The organism is Variovorax sp. GW821-FHT09B01, from assembly GCF_059418345.1.
Genome location: NZ_JBWKPQ010000019.1, coordinates 86,355 through 103,571, shown reverse-complemented (window position 1 = coordinate 103,571; position 17,217 = coordinate 86,355). Strand labels below are relative to the sequence as shown.

18 protein-coding genes are annotated in these 17,217 nt (G+C 68.3%); 14 read left to right on the top strand and 4 right to left on the bottom strand.

Features of this window, described 5'->3' with window-relative positions; genetic code table 11:
• Nucleotides 1-2: 2 nt before the first annotated feature.
• Nucleotides 3-911, bottom strand: coding sequence for a LysR family transcriptional regulator (locus AC07RV_RS34680; RefSeq protein ID WP_296777229.1), 909 nt, complete (start codon nt 909-911; stop codon nt 3-5).
• 89 nt (nt 912-1,000) lie between these two features.
• Here AC07RV_RS34680 and msuE point away from each other — a divergent pair, with 89 nt between their 5' ends.
• The 3 genes from msuE to AC07RV_RS34665 all read left to right on the top strand — a co-directional run bounded on the left by msuE (nt 1,001) and on the right by AC07RV_RS34665 (nt 3,734).
• Nucleotides 1,001-1,582, top strand: a complete 582-nt coding sequence (gene msuE, locus AC07RV_RS34675) for an FMN reductase (protein ID WP_296777231.1) — start codon at nt 1,001-1,003, stop codon at nt 1,580-1,582.
• Nucleotides 1,583-1,631: 49 nt separating this feature from the next.
• Nucleotides 1,632-2,615 (top strand): DUF1852 domain-containing protein, encoded by a 984-nt coding sequence (locus tag AC07RV_RS34670; protein ID WP_296777233.1) that lies wholly within the window; start codon nt 1,632-1,634, stop codon nt 2,613-2,615.
• A gap of 93 nt (nt 2,616-2,708) precedes the next feature.
• The gene (locus AC07RV_RS34665; protein ID WP_296777235.1) at nt 2,709-3,734 is read left to right on the top strand and encodes a methionine synthase; all 1,026 of its coding nucleotides are present in this window, start codon (nt 2,709-2,711) and stop codon (nt 3,732-3,734) included.
• A 316-nt stretch (nt 3,735-4,050) separates the two neighbouring features.
• Here the strand turns inward: AC07RV_RS34665 and AC07RV_RS34660 are convergent, their stop codons facing one another.
• Nucleotides 4,051-4,968 carry an AEC family transporter gene (locus AC07RV_RS34660; RefSeq protein ID WP_093354593.1) on the bottom strand — a complete coding sequence of 306 codons (918 nt, stop codon included), beginning with the start codon at nt 4,966-4,968 and terminating at the stop codon, nt 4,051-4,053.
• A gap of 102 nt (nt 4,969-5,070) precedes the next feature.
• Here AC07RV_RS34660 and AC07RV_RS34655 point away from each other — a divergent pair, with 102 nt between their 5' ends.
• Together AC07RV_RS34655 and xerD are read left to right on the top strand one after the other, a co-directional pair.
• Nucleotides 5,071-6,045, top strand: a complete 975-nt coding sequence (locus tag AC07RV_RS34655) for a tripartite tricarboxylate transporter substrate binding protein BugE (protein ID WP_057595916.1) — start codon at nt 5,071-5,073, stop codon at nt 6,043-6,045.
• Between the two features lie 120 nt (nt 6,046-6,165).
• Nucleotides 6,166-7,077, top strand: a complete 912-nt coding sequence (gene xerD / locus AC07RV_RS34650) for a site-specific tyrosine recombinase XerD (RefSeq protein ID WP_057595917.1) — start codon at nt 6,166-6,168, stop codon at nt 7,075-7,077.
• A gap of 9 nt (nt 7,078-7,086) precedes the next feature.
• On the opposite strand, the gene AC07RV_RS34645 is transcribed toward xerD, so the two are convergent.
• The gene (locus AC07RV_RS34645) at nt 7,087-7,986 is read right to left on the bottom strand and encodes a LysR substrate-binding domain-containing protein (RefSeq protein ID WP_208513310.1); all 900 of its coding nucleotides are present in this window, start codon (nt 7,984-7,986) and stop codon (nt 7,087-7,089) included.
• Nucleotides 7,987-8,210: 224 nt separating this feature from the next.
• On the opposite strand from AC07RV_RS34645, the gene phnD reads away from it, so the two are divergent.
• The 9 genes from phnD to AC07RV_RS34600 all read left to right on the top strand — a co-directional run bounded on the left by phnD (nt 8,211) and on the right by AC07RV_RS34600 (nt 16,369).
• Entirely contained in the window at nt 8,211-9,074 is an 864-nt protein-coding gene (gene phnD, locus AC07RV_RS34640) for a phosphonate ABC transporter substrate-binding protein (protein WP_296777240.1), read from the top strand.
• Entirely contained in the window at nt 9,071-9,901 is an 831-nt protein-coding gene (gene phnC / locus AC07RV_RS34635; protein ID WP_296777243.1) for a phosphonate ABC transporter ATP-binding protein, read from the top strand. Before phnD ends, phnC begins: the two co-directional genes overlap by 4 nt.
• The gene (gene phnE / locus AC07RV_RS34630; protein ID WP_143129334.1) at nt 9,898-10,719 is read left to right on the top strand and encodes a phosphonate ABC transporter, permease protein PhnE; all 822 of its coding nucleotides are present in this window, start codon (nt 9,898-9,900) and stop codon (nt 10,717-10,719) included. The genes phnC and phnE overlap by 4 nt, the downstream gene beginning before the upstream one ends.
• Before the next feature lie 28 nt (nt 10,720-10,747).
• Nucleotides 10,748-11,851, top strand: a complete 1,104-nt coding sequence (gene psrA / locus AC07RV_RS34625) for an iron-containing alcohol dehydrogenase PsrA (RefSeq protein WP_296777246.1) — start codon at nt 10,748-10,750, stop codon at nt 11,849-11,851.
• Nucleotides 11,852-11,930: 79 nt separating this feature from the next.
• A complete protein-coding gene (locus tag AC07RV_RS34620; RefSeq protein WP_296777248.1) occupies nt 11,931-12,911 on the top strand; it encodes a Bug family tripartite tricarboxylate transporter substrate binding protein in 981 nt (326 codons plus the stop codon).
• A 20-nt stretch (nt 12,912-12,931) separates the two neighbouring features.
• The gene (locus AC07RV_RS34615; protein ID WP_296777250.1) at nt 12,932-13,939 is read left to right on the top strand and encodes a Bug family tripartite tricarboxylate transporter substrate binding protein; all 1,008 of its coding nucleotides are present in this window, start codon (nt 12,932-12,934) and stop codon (nt 13,937-13,939) included.
• A gap of 74 nt (nt 13,940-14,013) precedes the next feature.
• The gene (locus AC07RV_RS34610) at nt 14,014-14,604 is read left to right on the top strand and encodes a TetR/AcrR family transcriptional regulator (protein WP_296777252.1); all 591 of its coding nucleotides are present in this window, start codon (nt 14,014-14,016) and stop codon (nt 14,602-14,604) included.
• Nucleotides 14,605-14,694: 90 nt separating this feature from the next.
• A complete protein-coding gene (locus AC07RV_RS34605; protein ID WP_296777254.1) occupies nt 14,695-15,828 on the top strand; it encodes a thiolase family protein in 1,134 nt (377 codons plus the stop codon).
• A 70-nt stretch (nt 15,829-15,898) separates the two neighbouring features.
• On the top strand, nt 15,899-16,369 hold the full coding sequence (locus tag AC07RV_RS34600; RefSeq protein WP_296777256.1) for a MaoC family dehydratase: 471 nt from the start codon (nt 15,899-15,901) through the stop codon (nt 16,367-16,369).
• Between the two features lie 3 nt (nt 16,370-16,372).
• Here the strand turns inward: AC07RV_RS34600 and AC07RV_RS34595 are convergent, their stop codons facing one another.
• Nucleotides 16,373-17,185, bottom strand: coding sequence for a ferritin-like domain-containing protein (locus AC07RV_RS34595; protein WP_296777258.1), 813 nt, complete (start codon nt 17,183-17,185; stop codon nt 16,373-16,375).
• Nucleotides 17,186-17,217: the final 32 nt, after the last annotated feature.

Genomic DNA, 17,217 nt, shown 5'->3' with positions numbered 1-17,217 from the left:
CGTCAGCCGGCTTCTCGCGCAACGGCGATGGCAGGCTGGCGGGCCAGTTCGATGAAGGCCCGCACGTAATCGATGGCGGTGTCCGCCTCGCGTGCCCCGAGGAAGATCTGCTTGGCGATGCCGCGCGGGCCGAGCCGCACCGGCACCACGTCCATCTTCTGCGCGTATTCCTCGACCAGCCAGCGCGGCAGCGCGGCCACGCCACGGCCGCTGGCCACCATCTGCAGCATGATGTCGGTGGTCTCGATGGCCTTGTGGCGCTTGGGCGTGACACCGGCCGGCAACAGGAAATGGTTGTAGATGTCCAGGCGCTCGACGTCCACGGGATAGCTGATGAGCACCTCCTCGGTCAGCTGCCGGGGCTTCACGTAAGGCGCCGAAGCCAGCGCATGGCCCTTGGCCACCACCAGCACCTGCTCGTAGTCGAACACGGGCTCGAACTTCAGGCCCGGCTTGTAGAGCGGGTCGGGCGTGACCAGCAGGTCGATCTCGTAGCCGAACAGCGCGCCGATCCCGCCGAACTGAAATTTCTGCTTCACGTCCACGTCCACATCGGGCCATGCGGCCAGGTAGGGTGAAACCACCTTGAGCAGCCACTGGTAGCAAGGGTGGCATTCCATGCCGATGCGCAGCGCGCCGCGCTCGCCCTGCGCGAACTGGCCCAGGCGCTCCTCGGCCAGGTCCAGTTGCGGCAGCACGCGGTTCGCCACCGCCAGCAGGTACTGGCCGGCCTGCGTCAGGCGCAGGCTTCGGCCTTCGCGCAGCCAGATGTCGGTGCCCAACTGCTGTTCCAGCTTCTTCATGCTGTGGCTCAGGGCCGACTGGGTCAGGTTCAGCACGCCCGCGGCGGCCGTCAGCGAGCCTTGCTGTTCGACCTGCCGGACGATGCTGAGGTGGAGGCGTTCAAGCATTCACATGACTCCTGTTCATGGATTGTTGAAATAAAACCATTTTACGTCATCGATTCCCCTGGCTAGCATCCAGCCAGATGAAAGAAGAAATGACACGTCCACTCCGTCTCGTCGCTGTTTCCGGCGGACTGCAACGCCCATCGAAGTCCGCCGCGCTGGCTGAGCACCTGCTGGAGCTGATCGCCGACGCGTTCCCTTGCGAACAGCGCCTGGTCGAACTCGGCCCCCTCGCGCCGCAGTTCGCCGGTGCGGTCTGGCGCTCCCAACTGCCCGAAACGGTGGAACGGGAACTGGCCGCGATCGAACGAGCCGACGTGCTGGTGGTCGCAACGCCGGTCTATCGCGGCTCCTACACGGGACTGTTCAAGCACTTCTTCGACTTCATCGATCAGGACGCCCTGATCGACAAGCCCGTGCTGTTGGCCGCCACCGGCGGCAGCGAGCGCCATGCCCTGGTGATCGACCACCAGCTGCGACCGTTGTTCAGCTTCTTTCAGGCGCGTACCTTGCCGCTGGGTGTCTACGCGACCGACAACGATTTCGTCGACCACCGCCTGCGGAGCCAGGCCCTCATCGAGCGGGCGAGGCTGGCGGTCCAGCGGGCCTTGCCATTGCTCGAATTGCCGCGCCTCGCCTCTCCCCTCGCGGCCGAGGAGGCGGCTCTGGCCTGAAGCCGGAATTCGTCTTCTCTCTTCAAAAAAACCAGATCGCTGGATTCCAATGAACAAAGAACTCGCCTTCAACCTCAAGAGCATCCGTTTCGATGAGAACTACCAGCCATCGGACAGCACGCGCATCACCACCAATTTCGCCAACCTGGCCCGGGGAACGAGCCGGCAACAGAACCTGCGCAACACCTTGAGGATGATCGACAACCGCTTCAACGACCTGGCGCACTGGGACAACCCGACGGGCGATCGCTATGCCGTCGAGCTCGAGATCATCTCCGTGGAGATGAGCCTGGATGCCGAGAGCGGTAATGCCTCGTTCCCGCTGATCGAGATACTGAAGACCAGCATCCTCGACAAGAAGACGAACAAGCGCATCGACGGCATCGCGGGGAACAACTTCTCTTCCTACGTGCGCGACTACGACTTCAGCGTGTTGCTTCCCGAATACAACGCCCATCGGGCTGAATTCGGCACGCCGGAGGATTTCGGCGACCTGCACGGAAAGCTGTTCCAGCAGTTCGCCAACTCGCGCATCTACAAGGAGCGTTTCGGTAAGCCGCCTGTCATCTGCATCAGCGCCTCGACCAGCAAGACCTATCAGCGGACCGGAAACCAGCACCCGGTACTGGGTGCCGAGTACCAACAGAACGAACTGTCCTCGACCGACCAGTACTTCGCCAAGATGGGGATGCAGGTTCGTTTCTTCATGCCGCCCAATGGCGTTGCGCCCCTGGCTTTCTATTTCCATGGCGACCTGCTGGGCGACTACACGAGCCTCGAGCTGATCGGCACCATCAGCACGATGGAAACCTTCCAGAAGATCTATCGCCCCGAGATCTACAACGCCAATTCCTCGGCCGGAAAAATCTACAGCCCGAGCCTGAAGAACCAGGACTACTCGTTGACGCAGATCGTCTACGACCGGGAAGAACGCAGCCAGCTGGCGGTCAAGCAGGGGAAGTTCGCGGAGGAGCACTTCATCAAGCCCTACAGGAACGTTCTCGCGCAGTGGGTTGCCGATTGCGTTGTCTGACCCCCATCCACATGCCATCGAGCGGCTGCGCGGCCCCACAGGCCCCGCAGTACGCTCGCCATCCCGTCTTCGCTTGAAAAAAGGAAAATCCAGATGTTCGAAACCTCCATCGCCGGCAGCCTGCCGAAGCCAGCCTGGCTGGCCGAAACCAACAAGCTGTGGCCTCAGTGGGCGGCCGAAGGCGATGCGCTCCGCCAGGCCAAGGCCGACGCGACCCTGCTGTGGATCAAGGCCCAGGAGGACGCGGGCCTGGACATCGTGTGCGACGGCGAGCAGTCGCGCCAGCACTTCGTGCACGGCTTCCTCGAGCAGGTCGAGGGCATCGACTTCGAGCACAAGGTGAAGATGGGCATTCGCGACAACCGCTACGACGCGATGGTGCCGCAGGTGGTCTCGGCCCTGCGCCTCAAGGGCCGCGTGCATGCCTTCGAGGCGCAGCTCGCGCGTGCGCACACGAAGAAGAAGCTCAAGTTCACCCTGCCGGGCCCGATGACCATCGTCGACACCGTGGCCGATCGTTTCTACGGCGACAAGGTGAAGATGGCCTTCGCTTTCGCCGAGTTGCTCAACCAGGAGGCCCTGGCGCTGCAGGCCGATGGCGTGGACATCATCCAGTTCGACGAGCCCGCCTTCAATGTCTACATGAAGGATGCCGCCGACTGGGGCGTGCAGGCGCTCGAGCGCGCGGCGCAGGGCCTGACCTGTACGACGGCCGTGCATATCTGCTACGGCTATGGCATCAAGGCCAACACGGACTGGAAGAGCACCCTCGGCGAAGAATGGCGCCAGTACGAGCTGGTGTTCCCCGCACTCGCCAAGAGCCGAATCGATCAGGTGAGCCTGGAGTGCATCCACTCCCACGTGCCGCCCGACCTGATGAGTCTGTTGTCCGGCAAGGACGTGATGGTCGGCGTGATCGACGTGGCCAGCGAGGCGATAGAGACCCCCGAGGAAGTGGCCGACACCATCGGCCGCGCCCTGCAGTTCGTCCCGAAGGAGCGCCTGTTCCCGTGCACGAATTGCGGCCTGGCCCCGATGAGCAGGGACGTGGCATGGCGCAAGCTCAAAGCCCTCGCAGAAGGCACCAAGCTGGCCAAGGAGCGGCTAGCCACGGCGTAACACCAAAAAGAAGGACGCGCCACGGCGCGTTGACCCTGATCCCCTCTGGCTGTGCCGAGGAGCGCAGGAGAAAGCGGGATCAGGGCCGCAGCTGTCTGAGCGGAACGAAGTGCAGCGAGTTCTGCGGACCCCCGCTTTCTCCGAGCACCGCAGGTTGCCCGTAGCGAAGCGGAGGGACACAGACAGTGGGGTCGCCTTCTCTTTGGTTACTTTCTCTTGGCGAGACAAGAGAAAGTGACTCGCCCGCCGGGGCGAGACCCGGCCAACAGCCTCCGCACGACCAACAAAAAAATCAAGAAAACACCGGTCGAAGCATTCAACGAGGCAGCGCCAAGGCAAACGGCAAACTGACCACCCCCAACACCGTAGACATAGTCACCAACCCCGCCACAAACGCCCCGTTGTACCCCATCCTCTGCGCCAACACATAAGCACTCGAAGCCGTAGGAACCGCAGAAAAAGCCATCAACACCGAAGCCTGCGCCGCATCCAGCCGCAACCACCGCGCCAGCCCCCAAGCCACCAGCGGCAAGATGAAGTGCCGAATCGAAAGCACCGAAGCGGCCAGCACCTTCCCCCGCCCCAACGTAGCAAACTGCATCCCCGCCCCTGCCGCCAGCAACCCGAGCGCCAACGAAGCCGCCCCGATCCGCGACAAGGTCGGCGTCAGCCAGCCAGGCACCGTGAACCCCAGCACATTCGCCAGCAACCCCGCCACCGTCGCCACGATCAGCGGATTGCGCACCAACTGCCGCGCGAACCCCGTCTGCGCATGCCGCGTCATTGGCCACACCGCCGCGATGTTCATCATCGGCACGCACACCCCGATCAGCACCGCGATCAGCAGCAGGCCTTCGGGTCCCGCGAGCCGCTCGGCCATCGCGAGGCAGATGAAGGAGTTGAAGCGGAACGCGACCTGCACGCTCGCCGCATGGTCGCGCCGATCGAGGTGCGAGCCGATGCCGGGCACCCAGGGCAGCGCATAGGCCAGCGCCACGCCGCAGAGGCTCACGCCCACGCCCGCCATCAGCAAGCTCGAGGTCGCACCGAAATCGAGCGGGCTGCGCACGATCGAATGGAACAGCAGCGTGGGAAAAAGAAAGTAGTAGACGAGGCTCTCGACCTGGTCCCAGACCTTGCGGTCCAGCGCGGTGTAGCGGCACAGGAGCCAGCCGATGGCGATCAGGGAGAAGTCGGGGAAAAGCAGCTGCGCGTAGTTCACCGCGCCGAGCATAAACCGCCCAAACCATGGGTATTCCACAGCCCGGGTCGCAGCGGCGAGCCGCTAGCATCGCTGCTTTCGCAATTTTCGTCCCCATCGTTCAAGGAGTAATCGATGCAACGTCGTCAATGGAGTGCCTTCGTCGGTGCCGCCGCGCTGGTCGCGGTCGCGGGCCCGGCCTTCGCCCAGGGCTATCCCAACAAGCCGGTCGAACTGAGCGTTCCCTTCGCCCCGGGCGGTACGACGGACATCGTGGCGCGCGTGGTGGCCGATCCGCTGGGCAAGGTGCTGGGCCAGCCGGTGGTGGTGATCAACCGCGCCGGCGGCGGCGGCATCGTGGGCGCGGCCGAGACGGCGCGCTCGGCGCCCGACGGCTACAAGCTCGGCGTGGCCACGGTGTCGAGCACCGCGGCCAACCCGGCCATCAATCCGAAGACGCCGTACGACCCGATCAACGACTTCACGCCGATCATCAACATCGCGGCCACGCCGAACATCATCGCGGTCAACCCGAGCTTCCCGGCGAAGAACTACGCCGAGTTCGTGGCCGAGCTCAAGAAGAACCCCGGCAAGTACTCGTACGCCTCGTCGGGCACGGGCGGCATCGGCCACCTGCTGATGGAGCTCTACAAGAGCCTCACCAACACCTTCGTCACGCACATCCCCTACCGCGGCGCGGGCCCGGCGCTCAACGACGTGGTGGCCGGCCAGGTGCCGATCATGTTCGACAACATCCCCTCGGCCATGCCCTTCATCCAGAGCGGCCGCCTGGTCCCGATCGTGGTGTCGGCGCCGCAGCGCCTGGCCGCGCTGCCGAACGTGCCGACCTTCAAGGAAGTCGGCCTCGAGCCGGTGAACCGCATGGCCTACTACGGCATCCTCGGCCCGAAGGGCCTGCCGAAGGAAGTGGTCGACAAGATCAGCGCCGGCGTGAAGAAGGCGGTGGAAGATCCGGCGGTGAAGAAGCGCATCGAGGACACCGGCTCGCTGATCGTGGCCAACACGCCCGAGCAGTTCTCGGCCCAGATCAAGGCCGAGTACGAGGTCTACAAGGACGTCGTGGCCAAGCAGAAGCTCAAGCTCGACTGAGCCTGCCCGATCCCGAAGGGGCCGTTCCCTGCAGAGGGAGCGGCCTTTTTTCATGGCCATCGCCATGGTTGTCGCCCAGGCCCGGCGCGGGGGCCGCGCTTTTTGCTATCTTGCCCACCCATGACCGAGGCCGCCGCCGCACCCACCCCCGACATCGACGAATTCATCGACGCCCTCTGGCTCGAGGACGGCCTGTCGAAGAACACGCTCGCCGCCTACCGGCGCGACCTCGCGCTGTTCGCGCACTGGCTCGACCAGCAGCGCGGCGGCATGAAGCTCGGCGCGGCGCAGGAGGCCGACCTGCAGGCCTACATGGGCGTGCGACTGTCGGCCAAGGGCAAGGCGACCTCGGCCAACCGGCGGCTCACGGTGTTCAAGCGCTACTACCGCTGGGCGCTGCGCGAGCGCCGCATCGTGGCCGACCCGAGCCTGCGGCTGATGCCGGCGCGCCAGATGCCGCGCGCGATCAAGCTGCTGTCGGAGAAGCAGGTCGACGACCTGCTCGGCGCGCCCGACGTCGACACGCCGCTGGGCCTGCGCGACCGCGCGATGCTCGAGCTGATGTATGCGAGCGGGCTGCGCGTGAGCGAGCTGGTGTCGCTCAAGGTGATCGACATCAGCCTCAACGACGGCGTGCTGCGCGTGCTCGGCAAGGGCAGCAAGGAGCGGCTGGTGCCCTTCGGCGGCGAGGCGCGGCGCTGGATCGAGCGCTACATCGAGGAGTCGCGCCCCGTGATCCTCGACGGCCAGCAGACGCCCGACCTGTTCGTGACCGCGCGCGGCGCGGGCATGACGCGCGTGATGTTCTGGGTCATCGTGAAGAAGCAGGCGGCCGCGGCCGGTATCCACGTGCCGCTGTCGCCGCACACGCTGCGCCATGCCTTCGCGACCCACCTGCTGAACCACGGCGCCGACCTGCGCGCGGTGCAGATGCTGCTGGGCCATGCCGACATCTCGACCACCACCATCTACACCCACGTGGCGCGCGAGCGGCTCAAGCAGCTGCACGCCCAGCACCACCCGCGCGGCTGAGCCCCGCGCTCAGTGGCTCCTGCGCCGCCGGCCCTCGGGCGCGGCGGAGAGCGCGGGCGAGAGCGTGTCGAAGAAGGCGCTGACCATGCGCATGTCGCGCCGCTCGGCCAGGCACAGCGCATGGGCCGAGGTGAAGATCTCGGTGTCGCTGATCGCCACGCGGTGCAGGTCGGGCGCGGGCACGTACTCGACCTCCGATACCGCGGCGATGCCCAGTCCCTGCAGCACGGCTTCGCGGATTACCTCGCGGCTGCCGATCTCCATCACCACGTCGGTCCGGATGCGCGCCTTGTCGAGCGCGAGCTCGAGCGCCTTGCGCGTGGTCGAGCCCTGCTCGCGCATGATCAGCCGCTCGCCCTCGAGCTCGGCCAGCCGGATCGCGCGGCGGCGCGCGAAGCGGTGCGAGGAGGGCACGAAGACCACCACCGGCTGCTTCATGAAGGGCACCGAGAGGAAGCGCTCGTCGCGCACCATCTGCGCGAGCACGCCCACGTCGGCGCTGTAGTCGAGCAGCTGGTTCAGCACGTCCTGCGAGTTGCCGGTGCTCACCGTCACCTTGATGCCGGGATAGCGCTGGTTGAAGTCGACCAGCATCTTCGTCACGTGATAGGGCCCGACGGCCGCCACGCGCAGGTGGCCGGTGCGCAGCTCGCCCGCGTCGCCCAGCAGGTTCACGGCGTCGGCCTCCAGGCTGAAGATCTGCTGCGCGAGCTGCATCAGCTGTTCGCCCATCACCGTGAGCTGCACGCGCCGGCCGCGGCGGTGGAACAGCTCGACCTTGTAGGCCTCCTCGAGAAAGCGCACCTGCGTCGTGATGGTGGGCTGGCTCACGTGCAGGCTCTCGGCGGCGCGCGTGAAGCTGCCTTCGCGGGCCACCGCGAAGAAGGAACGAAGCTGGGTCAGGCGCATGCGGCGGCTCCGGAAAAAAGCGGAATTCTCGATGAATCCGACTATAGGTTCATTGAATACATCGACGAAAAAATTTGAATTGGATCGATGAATGGGCCGGTGATGTACTCGCCGCCAGGCGCTCCAGGTCGGCACCCAAAAGACGACCGGAACGCCACGAATCCCCGGGCCGCCACGACGGCGGCGCGGGGGACCGGAACCGCAGAAGACTGGAGACACAGATGATGAAACGCAGAAGCTTGCTGTTCGGAGCTGCCGCCGGCGTGGGCGCGGCCTTCCTTCCACCGGCGCGGGCGCAGCAGGCGCTCACGGTCGGGCTGATTCCTTCCGAGGATTCGCGCGCGATGATCGCCAACAGCCAGCGCATGATGGACATGCTGGCCCAGGGCCTCGGCATGCCGGTCAAGCCCTTCGTGGCGGCCGACTACAACGGCGTGATCGAGGCGCTGCGCTCGAAGCGGCTCGACGTGGCCTACCTCGGCCCGTTCTCGTACGTGCTGGGCACCACGGTGGCCGACATCGAGGCCTTCGCGGTCGCCGAGACCAAGAAGGCCGGCCGCACCTTCTATTACAGCCAGGTGGTGGCCCACAAGGACAGCGGCATCAAGAGCGTGAAGGACTTGAAGGGCCGCACCTTCGCCTTCGTCGACCCCAGCTCCACCTCGGGCCACCTGTTCCCCAAGGCCGGGCTGATGAAGGCCGGCTTCGATCCCGACAAGGACTTCGGCCGCGTGATCTTCTCGGGCTCGCACGATTCGAGCGCGATCGCGGTGCAGAACCGCAAGGTCGACGCGGCCGCCATCGCCGACCGCATCCTCGATGCCGCGGTGGCGAAGGGCCTGGTCAAGCGCGAGGACCTGGTCGAGGTCTGGCGCTCGGATCCGATCCCCGAGTCGCCCACGGTCTGGCGCAAGGACCTCGGCGCCGATCTCAAGCAGCGCGTGCAGGCGGCCTTCCTGCAGGTGAAGGACATCCCCTGGTCCGACCAGGGCCTGCTCAACGGCTTCCACCCCACCAACGACGCGGCCTACAACGTGATCCGCGACACGGCCAAGATCCTGAAGCTCGACCTGGGGAAGATGAAATGATCGAGATCCGCGGCCTTGGCAAGCGCTACGGCGACTTCACCGCGCTCCACCAGGTCGACCTCGCGGTCGGCAAGGGCGAGTTCGTCGTCATCCTCGGTGCCTCGGGCGCCGGCAAGTCCACCCTGCTTCGCTGCATCAACCAGCTCGCCGAGCCCACGCAGGGCGAGGTGCGGGTGGACGGCGCGCCCGTGCGGCGCGATCGCGCGGGGCTGCGCCGCGTGCGCCGCGACGTGGCGATGATCTTCCAGCACTACAACGTGGTGCCGCGCCTGTCGGTGCTGAAGAACGTGCTGACCGGGCGGCTGGGCTCGATGCCGGCGCTGGCCTCGTGGTTCCAGGTCTTTCCGGCGCGCGACATCGCGATCGCGCGCGAATGCCTGCGCCGTGTCGAGCTCGACCACAAGGCCGACCTGCGCACCGACACGCTCTCGGGCGGCCAGAAGCAGCGCGTGGGCATCGCGCGGGCGCTGGCGCAACGGCCCAAGGTGATCCTGGCCGACGAGCCCGTGGCCAGCCTCGATCCGAAGACCTCGCGCAAGGTGCTCAATTACCTGCGGCAGGCCAGCCGCGAGGACGGCATCACCGTGATCTGCAACCTGCACCAGGTCGACTACGCGCGCGAGTTCGCGCAGCGCGTGATCGGCGTGGCGGGCGGGCGCGTGGTGTTCGAGGGCCGGCCCGATGAGCTCACGGACGAGGTGCTGCAGCGCATCTATCCGGGCGGCCTCGAGCCCGACCCCGGGGAACCGAAGGAAGACGCGGCCGTGGCCGCGGTGTACACGCCGGCGATGCCGCCGGTCCAGCAACTCGCCCTGGAGCAGCCATGATCGCGATCGGACGCTACAACCTGTTGATCGCCCGCAGCGGCGGCAACCCCGGCTGGTGGAAGTACCTGGTCGCCGCGGCGGCCGGGCTCGGCGTGCTCTGGTGGGCCGCGATCGGCGCGCAGGTGAGCTTCGGCGAACTCGCCAAGGGCATGCCCTGGATCGCCGATTTCCTCGGCCGCATGCTGCCGCCCAACTGGGAGTTCATGGGCAAGCTGGTGAAGCCCGCCATCGAGACGGTGCAGATCGCGCTCTGGGGCACGCTGCTGGCGGTGGTGCTCGCGGTGCCGCTGTGCTTCTTCGCGGCGCGCAACATCTCGCCGAACCCGGCGGTGTTCCATGCGATGCGGCAGGTGCTCAACATCACGCGCGGCATCAACGAGATCATCCTCGCGCTGATCTTCGTGGCGGCCGTCGGGCTCGGGCCCTTTCCCGGCGTGCTGGCGCTGGCGCTGCATGGCGCGGGCATGCTCGGCAAGTTCTTCGCCGAGTCGATCGAGGAGATCGACCAGGGGCCGATCGAGGCGCTGCGCTCCACGGGCGCGGGCCCGATCCAGACCATCGTCTTCGGCGTGATCCCCCAGGTCGTGACGGCATGGATCGGCGTCATCGTCTACCGCTTCGAGACCAACCTGCGCCAGGCCACCGTGCTGGGCATGGTGGGCGCGGGCGGCATCGGCTTCGAGCTGGTGGGCAGCATGAAGCTGTTCCAGTACCAGGACACGGCGACCTGCATCCTGGTCATCGTGGTCATGGTGATGACCGCCGACTACCTCTCGACCCGGCTGCGCGCCTGGATCCAGCAGGGCAGCCGTTCCTGAGGCCGCGCGCCGACGACCGACCCCGACCATGACCTTCCACTACTTCAACCCCGTGCAGAGCACGTACGGGGCCGGGGCCCTGTCGTCCCTGCCGAAGCTGCTCGCGGGCCGCCGCGCGGCGCTGGTGACCTTCCAGGAGGCCCGCGCGATCGGGCTGCTGGGCCGGCTCGAGGCGGTGCTCGGCGATGCGCTGGCCTGCGTGATCGACAACGTGCGGCCCAACCCCGACGTGGCCGAACTGGCCGCGACCTACGCGCAGTTCTGGCGCGCGCATCCGCAGGTGGAGGCGATCGTGGCGGTCGGCGGCGGCAGCGCCATCGACACCGCGAAGGCGCTGATGGTGGCGGGCGAGGGCGCGCGCTTCGACGACCTGGTGGCCGGCCTGGCCGGCGAGCGGCCCTTCGTGCCGGTGCACGCCAAGATGCTGATCGCCGTGCCGACCACCGCGGGCACCGGCAGCGAGGTCACGCCCTGGGCCACGATCTGGGACCGCGGCCGGCAGCGCAAGTATTCGCTGCACCTGGCGCAGACCTGGCCGCGCCATGCGCTGATCGATCCCGAGCTGATGCTGTCGCTGCCCGCGGCGGTCACCTTGCAGAGCGGGCTCGATGCGCTCTCGCATGCGCTCGAGTCGATCTGGAACGTGAATGCCAACCCGGTGTCGGACACCTTCGCGGTGGCCGCGGTGCGCGACACGCTCGAGGTGCTGCCGCAGCTGATGGGGCGGCTCGACGACGTGGCGCTGCGCGGGCGCATGGCGCTGGCCGCGCTGAAGGCCGGCATGGCCTTCTCCAACACCAAGACCGCGCTGGCGCACTCGATCTCCTACGAGATGACGCTGCGCTACGGCCTGCCGCACGGCATCGCCTGTTCGTTCCCGCTGCCGCTGGTGCTCGAGCGCGCGATCGGCCGGCGCGCCGACCGCGACGCGGTGCTGGCACAGGCGCTGGGCCTGCCGCTCGCGAAGGCGCCGCGCCGGCTCGCGGCCTTCATCGAATCGCTGGGCGTGAAGACCCGCTTCGCCGACTACGGTGTGGGCGAGGACGAGGCGCGGCGGATGCTGCTGCAGGCCCTGAGCGGCGCGCGCGGGCGCAACTTCATCGGCGGCGCGATCGCGCAGGACACCGCCTGAGCAGGCGGGGCGCGGCGAATCCCGGGTCGCTCGCGGCTTGCCGCAGAATCGGCGGCTTTCGAACACGAGAGACATCGACATGAGGATCAACCGCGTCTTCCTCGCCGGCCTCGCGCTGGCCGCGACCGCCGCCACCATCGGCCCCGCCCTGGCCCAGGGCTACCCCTCCGCCAAGCCCATCCGCCTGATCGTCGGCTATCCGCCCGGCGGCGGCATCGACTTCGCGGCGCGCACGGTGCAGGTGCCGCTGCAGGAGGCGCTCAAGCAGCAGCTGGTGGTCGACTACAAGCCCGGCGCGAGCGGCATGATCGCGGCCACCGAGCTCACGCGTCAGCCGGCCGACGGCTACACGCTGCTGCTGGCCAACACCGGGCCGTTCGCGATCGCGCCGTACCTGCAGAGCAAGCCGCCCTACGACCCCATCAAGCAGTTCACCTACATTGGCCAGATCAGCCAGGGCAGCTACATCGCGGTGACGCGGCCCGACCATCCGGCCAAGGACCTCAAGGCCTTCGTGGCCTGGGCCAAGGGCCAGCCCGGCAAGGTCAACTTCGCCTCGGGCGGCAACGGCACCTCGACGCACCTCAACGGCGAGCTGATGAACCAGGTCACGGGCCTGGACATGACGCACGTGCCCTACAAGGGCAGCGCGCCCGCGGTGCAGGACCTGATCGGCGGGCAGACGCAGATCCTGATCGACGCGGGCAGCGTGCTGCTGCCGCAGGTGAAGGGCGGCAAGCTCAAGGCGCTGGCCGTGACCGGGCCGCAGCGCGATCCGCAGCTGCCCGACGTGCCGACCGTGAAGGAGCTGGGCCTCGCGGGCATGGAGTCGGTGGGCTTCCAGGGCCTGGTGGGGCCGGCGGGCATGCCCAAGGAGGTGGTGGACCGCCTGTCGGGCGAACTCGCCAAGGCGCTGGCGCAGCCGGCGGTCCGCGCCAAGTTCGCCGCCGCGGGCGCCGAGGTCCATTCGCTGGGCCCGACCGAGTTCGCGGCCTTCGTGAAGGCCGACAACGAGAAATGGTCGAAGCTGATCCGCGAGCGCAAGCTGCAGCTCGACTGATGGAGGCAGACTCGAGCGCCATGACGAATCCGATGCATTCCTTCTTCTTCCCGACGCGCCGCACCGCGGTGCTCGCCTCGCTGGCCGCGGCCGGCGCCTTCCTCTGCGGCGCCGCGGCGGCCCAGACCCCGGCCGTGCCCAAGACCCTGCGGCTGATCGTGGCCTATCCGGCCGGCGGCGTCAGCGACGTGGTCGCGCGCGCGCTCGGCGACCGGCTCGCGGCGCAACTCGGCACCACGGTGGTGGTCGAGAACCGCGCGGGCGCCAGCGGCGCGATCGGCATGGACGCGGTGGCCAAGGCCGCGCCCGACGGCGCGACCCTGGGCTTCTCGGCCATCAGCCCGCTGGTGCTGAGCCCGCACCTGGGCAAGCTGCCCTTCGATCCGCTGAAGGACGTGGCGCCGGTGGCCAGCGTGATGTATTCGCCGGTGCTGCTGATCGCCACGCCCGCGAGCAAGGCGAAGGACTTCCGCGCGCTGCTCGACGACGCCAGGGCCCATCCGGGCGCGGTGCGCTGGGCTACATCGGGGCCGGCCTCGCTCGGCCACATCGTGCTCGAGCAGCTGCGCTCGGCGGCCAACGTCGACATCACGCACGTGCCCTACAAGGGCGGCGGCCAGCAGCTCAACGATGCGCTGGGCGGGCAGTTCGAGATCCTCTCGACCAACGCCAGCCCCACGCTGGGGGCGCACATCCAGTCGGGCAAGCTGCGCCCGCTCGCGGTGGGCGCGCCGGCGCGGCTCGAGAGCCTGCCGCAGGTGCCCACGCTGGGCGAGCTGGGCTACAAGGCGGCCAACATCAACTCGCTGTTCGGCGTGTTCGCGCCGGCCGCCACGCCGCCGGCGCTGCTCGCGCGCTACAACGCCGAGATCAACAAGGCGCTGGCCAGCCCCGAGCTGCGCGCCAAGCTCACGGCCACCGACAACGTGCCCACGGGCGGCCCCGCGGCCGACTTCGCGAAGGAGATCGCCAGCGAGTTCGAGAGCAATGGCAGGATCGTGAAGGCGGCCGGCATCAAGGCCGACTGAGAACCCCACCGGCCGCGCGGGCTTGTCGCCCGCGCGATAGCCACTCCGATTTCCCTACCTTATAGTAGGTAGCCATGAGCAGCGTTTCCTCAGCAGCCCTCGCCACCGGCAGCACGCGCGACCAGATCCTGGGCGCGGCGCGCGAACTCATCGCCACGCGCTCCTACCTGGGCTTCAGCTTCCAGGACGTGGCCGACGCGGTCGGCGTGCGCAAGGCCAGCCTCTACCACCACTTCCCGTCCAAGGAGGCGCTGGGCGTGGCCGTGCTGCGCGACGCGATCCAGGGCTTCCGCCGCAGGGACGAGGCCAAGGCCCGCACGCCGCGCGAGTCGCTCGACGCCTATTTCCGCATGTACCGCAACGGCCTGCGCGCCGGCTCGGCGGTCTGTCCCGCGGGGGCGCTGGCCCCGGGCTGGGACTGCATCAACGACGAGCTGCGCCGCACGGTGCAGGAGCTGCGCCAGATGCAGGTGCTGTGGCTGACCGGCGTGCTCGGCGCGCTGGTGTCCGAGCGCGCCCAGGGCGCCGGCAGCGCGGGCCCCGCGGCGCTGGCGGCCTATGTGTTCGCGGTCTGCCAGGGCGCGCTGATCGCGGCGCGCATGACCGGCCGCGTGGAGGATTTCGACGACGCGGTCGCGCAACTGAGGAGTTCGCTGCCCGTCTGACGCCCCGGCATCCACCCGAAGGCACGCCACGCGTGCCTCTTTTTTGACCTGTCAACCTACCGATTGGATGGTAGTTTTTAGGAGCACATCATGAAAGCCGTCATTTCCGCCTATGCCCGTTCGCCGTTCCATTTCGCGAAGAAGGGCGCGCTGGCCGAGGTGCGTCCCGACACGCTGGCCGCCGGCGTGGTCCGGGGCCTGCTGCAGCGCACCGACCTCGATCCCGCGCTGCTCGAGGACATCGTCCTGGGCTGCGCCTATCCCGAGGCCTCGCAGGGCAACAACCTCGCGCGCATCGTCGGCCTGCTGGCCGGCCTGCCGCACGAGGTGGGCGGCATGACCGTCAACCGCTTCTGCGGCTCGTCGATGCAGGCGGTGCACATCGCGGCCGCGCAGATCGAGGCCGGCATGGGCGAGGCCTTCCTCTGCGTGGGCGTCGAGTCGATGAGCATGGTGCCGCAGGGCGGCTTCAACTTCTCGCCGAGCCCGGAGCTGCTGGCCGACACCGACGCCTACATCTCGATGGGCGAGACCGCCGAGAACGTGGCGCAGCGCTGGAACGTGAGCCGCGCCGACCAGGAGGCGCTGGCGGTGGAGTCGCACCGCAAGGCCGCGGCCGCGCGCGAGCAGGGCCGCCTGGCCGGCGAGATCGTGCCGGTGCGCCTGGCCTCGGGCGAACTGGTCGAGGCCGACGGCTGCATCCGTCCCACCACCTCGGCCGAGGCACTGGCCAACCTCAAGCCGGCCTTCCGTCCCGATGGCGTGGTGACGGCCGGCACCTCGTCGCCGCTGACCGACGGCGCGGCCGCGGTGCTGGTGACCAGCGATGCCTTCGCCGCGCGCCATGGCCTGAAGGCGCTGGCGCGCATCAGGTCCTTCGCCACCGTGGGCGTCGACCCGGCCATCATGGGCATCGGCCCGATCCCGGCCACGCGCAAGGCGCTGGCACGCGCGGGCCTGAGCGTGGCCGACCTCGACGTGGTCGAGATCAACGAGGCCTTCTCCTCGCAGGCGCTGGCCTGCATCCGCGACCTCGGGCTCGACCCGGCCACGGTCAACCTCGATGGCGGCGGCCTGTCGATCGGCCATCCGCTGGGCGCGACCGGCGCGCGCATCACGGGCAAGGCGGCCTCGCTGCTGGCGCGCGAGAACGGCCGCTATGCGCTGGCCACGCAGTGCATCGGCGGCGGACAGGGCATCGCGACCATCCTCGAGCGCGTCTGAGCGCCGGCGCGACACGACGCGGCACGGTGGCGACAATGCCGCCGTGCCATCAGCGAAGGAGGAACGCACCATGACCGACACCATCACCCCCCGCGCCAAGCTCTACCTCGACGACCTCGCCGTGGGCGACCGCTTCACAAGCGGCGAATACGCGCTCGACGCCGAGAAGATCAAGGCCTTCGCGCTGCAGTTCGATCCGCAGCCCTTCCACACCGACGAGGAGGCCGCCAAGCGCACCTTCTTCGGCGGCCTGGCCGCGAGCGGCTGGCACACGGCGGCCGTCACCATGCGCCTGCTGGTCGACAGCGGCATCCCGCTGGCCGACGGCATCATCGGTTCGGGCGGCGACGAGATCCGCTGGCCGCAGCCCACGCGGCCCGGCGACGTGCTGCACGTGGTCAGCGAGATCGTCGAGATCGTGCCCTCGCGTTCCAAGCCGGGCCGCGCCATGGTCCGCGTGCGCTGCGAGACGCGCAACCAGCGCGGCGAGGTGCTGCAGCACTTCTCGCCCAAGCTGGTGGTGATGAAGAAGCCGGATTGACTCCTAGGCGGCGCTGCCGCCGCCCAGCGCCTTCAGCTCCTCGTCGCTGAAGCCCGCGCGCGTGCGCGCCTCGAGGTTGAACGGCGGCTTGAGCCGCGGCGCCTCGTAGCGCGCCACGAGTTCGGGGTAGGCGGCCTCGGCGTCGATGCCCGCGCGCTCGCAGAGCCAGCGGTACCAGTGGTTGCCGATCGCCACGTGGCCCACCTCGTCGCGCAGGATGATGTCGAGGATCTCGACCGCGCGCAGCGCATCGGGCGTGTTCACGCGCTTGAGCTTGGCCTGGATCAGCGGCGTGGCATCGAGCCCGCGCGCCTCGAGCGTGCGCGGCACCAGCGCCATGCGCGCGAGCACGTCGTCGCGCGTCTTCTCGCACATGCTCCACAGGCCGTCGTGGCCGGTGAAGTCGCCGTAGCGCCAGCCCATGGTCCGCAGGTGCGCATGCAGCAGCGTGAAGTGCTGCGCCTCCTCGTCGGCCACGCGCAGCCAGTCCTGGTAGTAGCGCGCGGGCATGCCGTCGTAGCGCCAGGCGGCGTCGAGCGCGAGGTTGATGGCGTTGAACTCGATGTGGCAGATCGAATGGACCAGCGCCGCGCGGCCCTCGGTGTTGAACGGCGAGCGCTTGCCCACCGCCATGGCCGACACGCGCAGCGGGCGCTCGGGCCGGCCCGGTACGCCGAGCTCGTCGCCGGGCACGCGCACGGGTTCGTCTGCTATGGTTTCGCTAGCGATATGCGCTGCCAGCGCGCGGGTTGCCGCCACTTTCTCTTCGGGGTCGGTGAGGCGCAGCGCGGCCAGGGCGCTCAATCGGGGGTGCATCCCTACAATTCTAGGTTTCACCCCTCTTTCCC

Bases quoted from the DNA above. Each gene is read 5' to 3' on its own strand.
- AC07RV_RS34680 (WP_296777229.1), bottom strand. From the start codon at position 911: ATGCTTGAACGCCTCCACCTCAGCATCGTCCGGCAGGTCGAACAGCAA.
- msuE (WP_296777231.1), top strand. From the start codon at position 1,001: ATGACACGTCCACTCCGTCTCGTCGCTGTTTCCGGCGGACTGCAACGC.
- AC07RV_RS34670 (WP_296777233.1), top strand. From the start codon at position 1,632: ATGAACAAAGAACTCGCCTTCAACCTCAAGAGCATCCGTTTCGATGAG.
- AC07RV_RS34665 (WP_296777235.1), top strand. From the start codon at position 2,709: ATGTTCGAAACCTCCATCGCCGGCAGCCTGCCGAAGCCAGCCTGGCTG.
- AC07RV_RS34660 (WP_093354593.1), bottom strand. From the start codon at position 4,968: ATGCTCGGCGCGGTGAACTACGCGCAGCTGCTTTTCCCCGACTTCTCC.
- AC07RV_RS34655 (WP_057595916.1), top strand. From the start codon at position 5,071: ATGCAACGTCGTCAATGGAGTGCCTTCGTCGGTGCCGCCGCGCTGGTC.
- xerD (WP_057595917.1), top strand. From the start codon at position 6,166: ATGACCGAGGCCGCCGCCGCACCCACCCCCGACATCGACGAATTCATC.
- AC07RV_RS34645 (WP_208513310.1), bottom strand. From the start codon at position 7,986: ATGCGCCTGACCCAGCTTCGTTCCTTCTTCGCGGTGGCCCGCGAAGGC.
- phnD (WP_296777240.1), top strand. From the start codon at position 8,211: ATGAAACGCAGAAGCTTGCTGTTCGGAGCTGCCGCCGGCGTGGGCGCG.
- phnC (WP_296777243.1), top strand. From the start codon at position 9,071: ATGATCGAGATCCGCGGCCTTGGCAAGCGCTACGGCGACTTCACCGCG.
- phnE (WP_143129334.1), top strand. From the start codon at position 9,898: ATGATCGCGATCGGACGCTACAACCTGTTGATCGCCCGCAGCGGCGGC.
- psrA (WP_296777246.1), top strand. From the start codon at position 10,748: ATGACCTTCCACTACTTCAACCCCGTGCAGAGCACGTACGGGGCCGGG.
- AC07RV_RS34620 (WP_296777248.1), top strand. From the start codon at position 11,931: ATGAGGATCAACCGCGTCTTCCTCGCCGGCCTCGCGCTGGCCGCGACC.
- AC07RV_RS34615 (WP_296777250.1), top strand. From the start codon at position 12,932: ATGACGAATCCGATGCATTCCTTCTTCTTCCCGACGCGCCGCACCGCG.
- AC07RV_RS34610 (WP_296777252.1), top strand. From the start codon at position 14,014: ATGAGCAGCGTTTCCTCAGCAGCCCTCGCCACCGGCAGCACGCGCGAC.
- AC07RV_RS34605 (WP_296777254.1), top strand. From the start codon at position 14,695: ATGAAAGCCGTCATTTCCGCCTATGCCCGTTCGCCGTTCCATTTCGCG.
- AC07RV_RS34600 (WP_296777256.1), top strand. From the start codon at position 15,899: ATGACCGACACCATCACCCCCCGCGCCAAGCTCTACCTCGACGACCTC.
- AC07RV_RS34595 (WP_296777258.1), bottom strand. From the start codon at position 17,185: ATGCACCCCCGATTGAGCGCCCTGGCCGCGCTGCGCCTCACCGACCCC.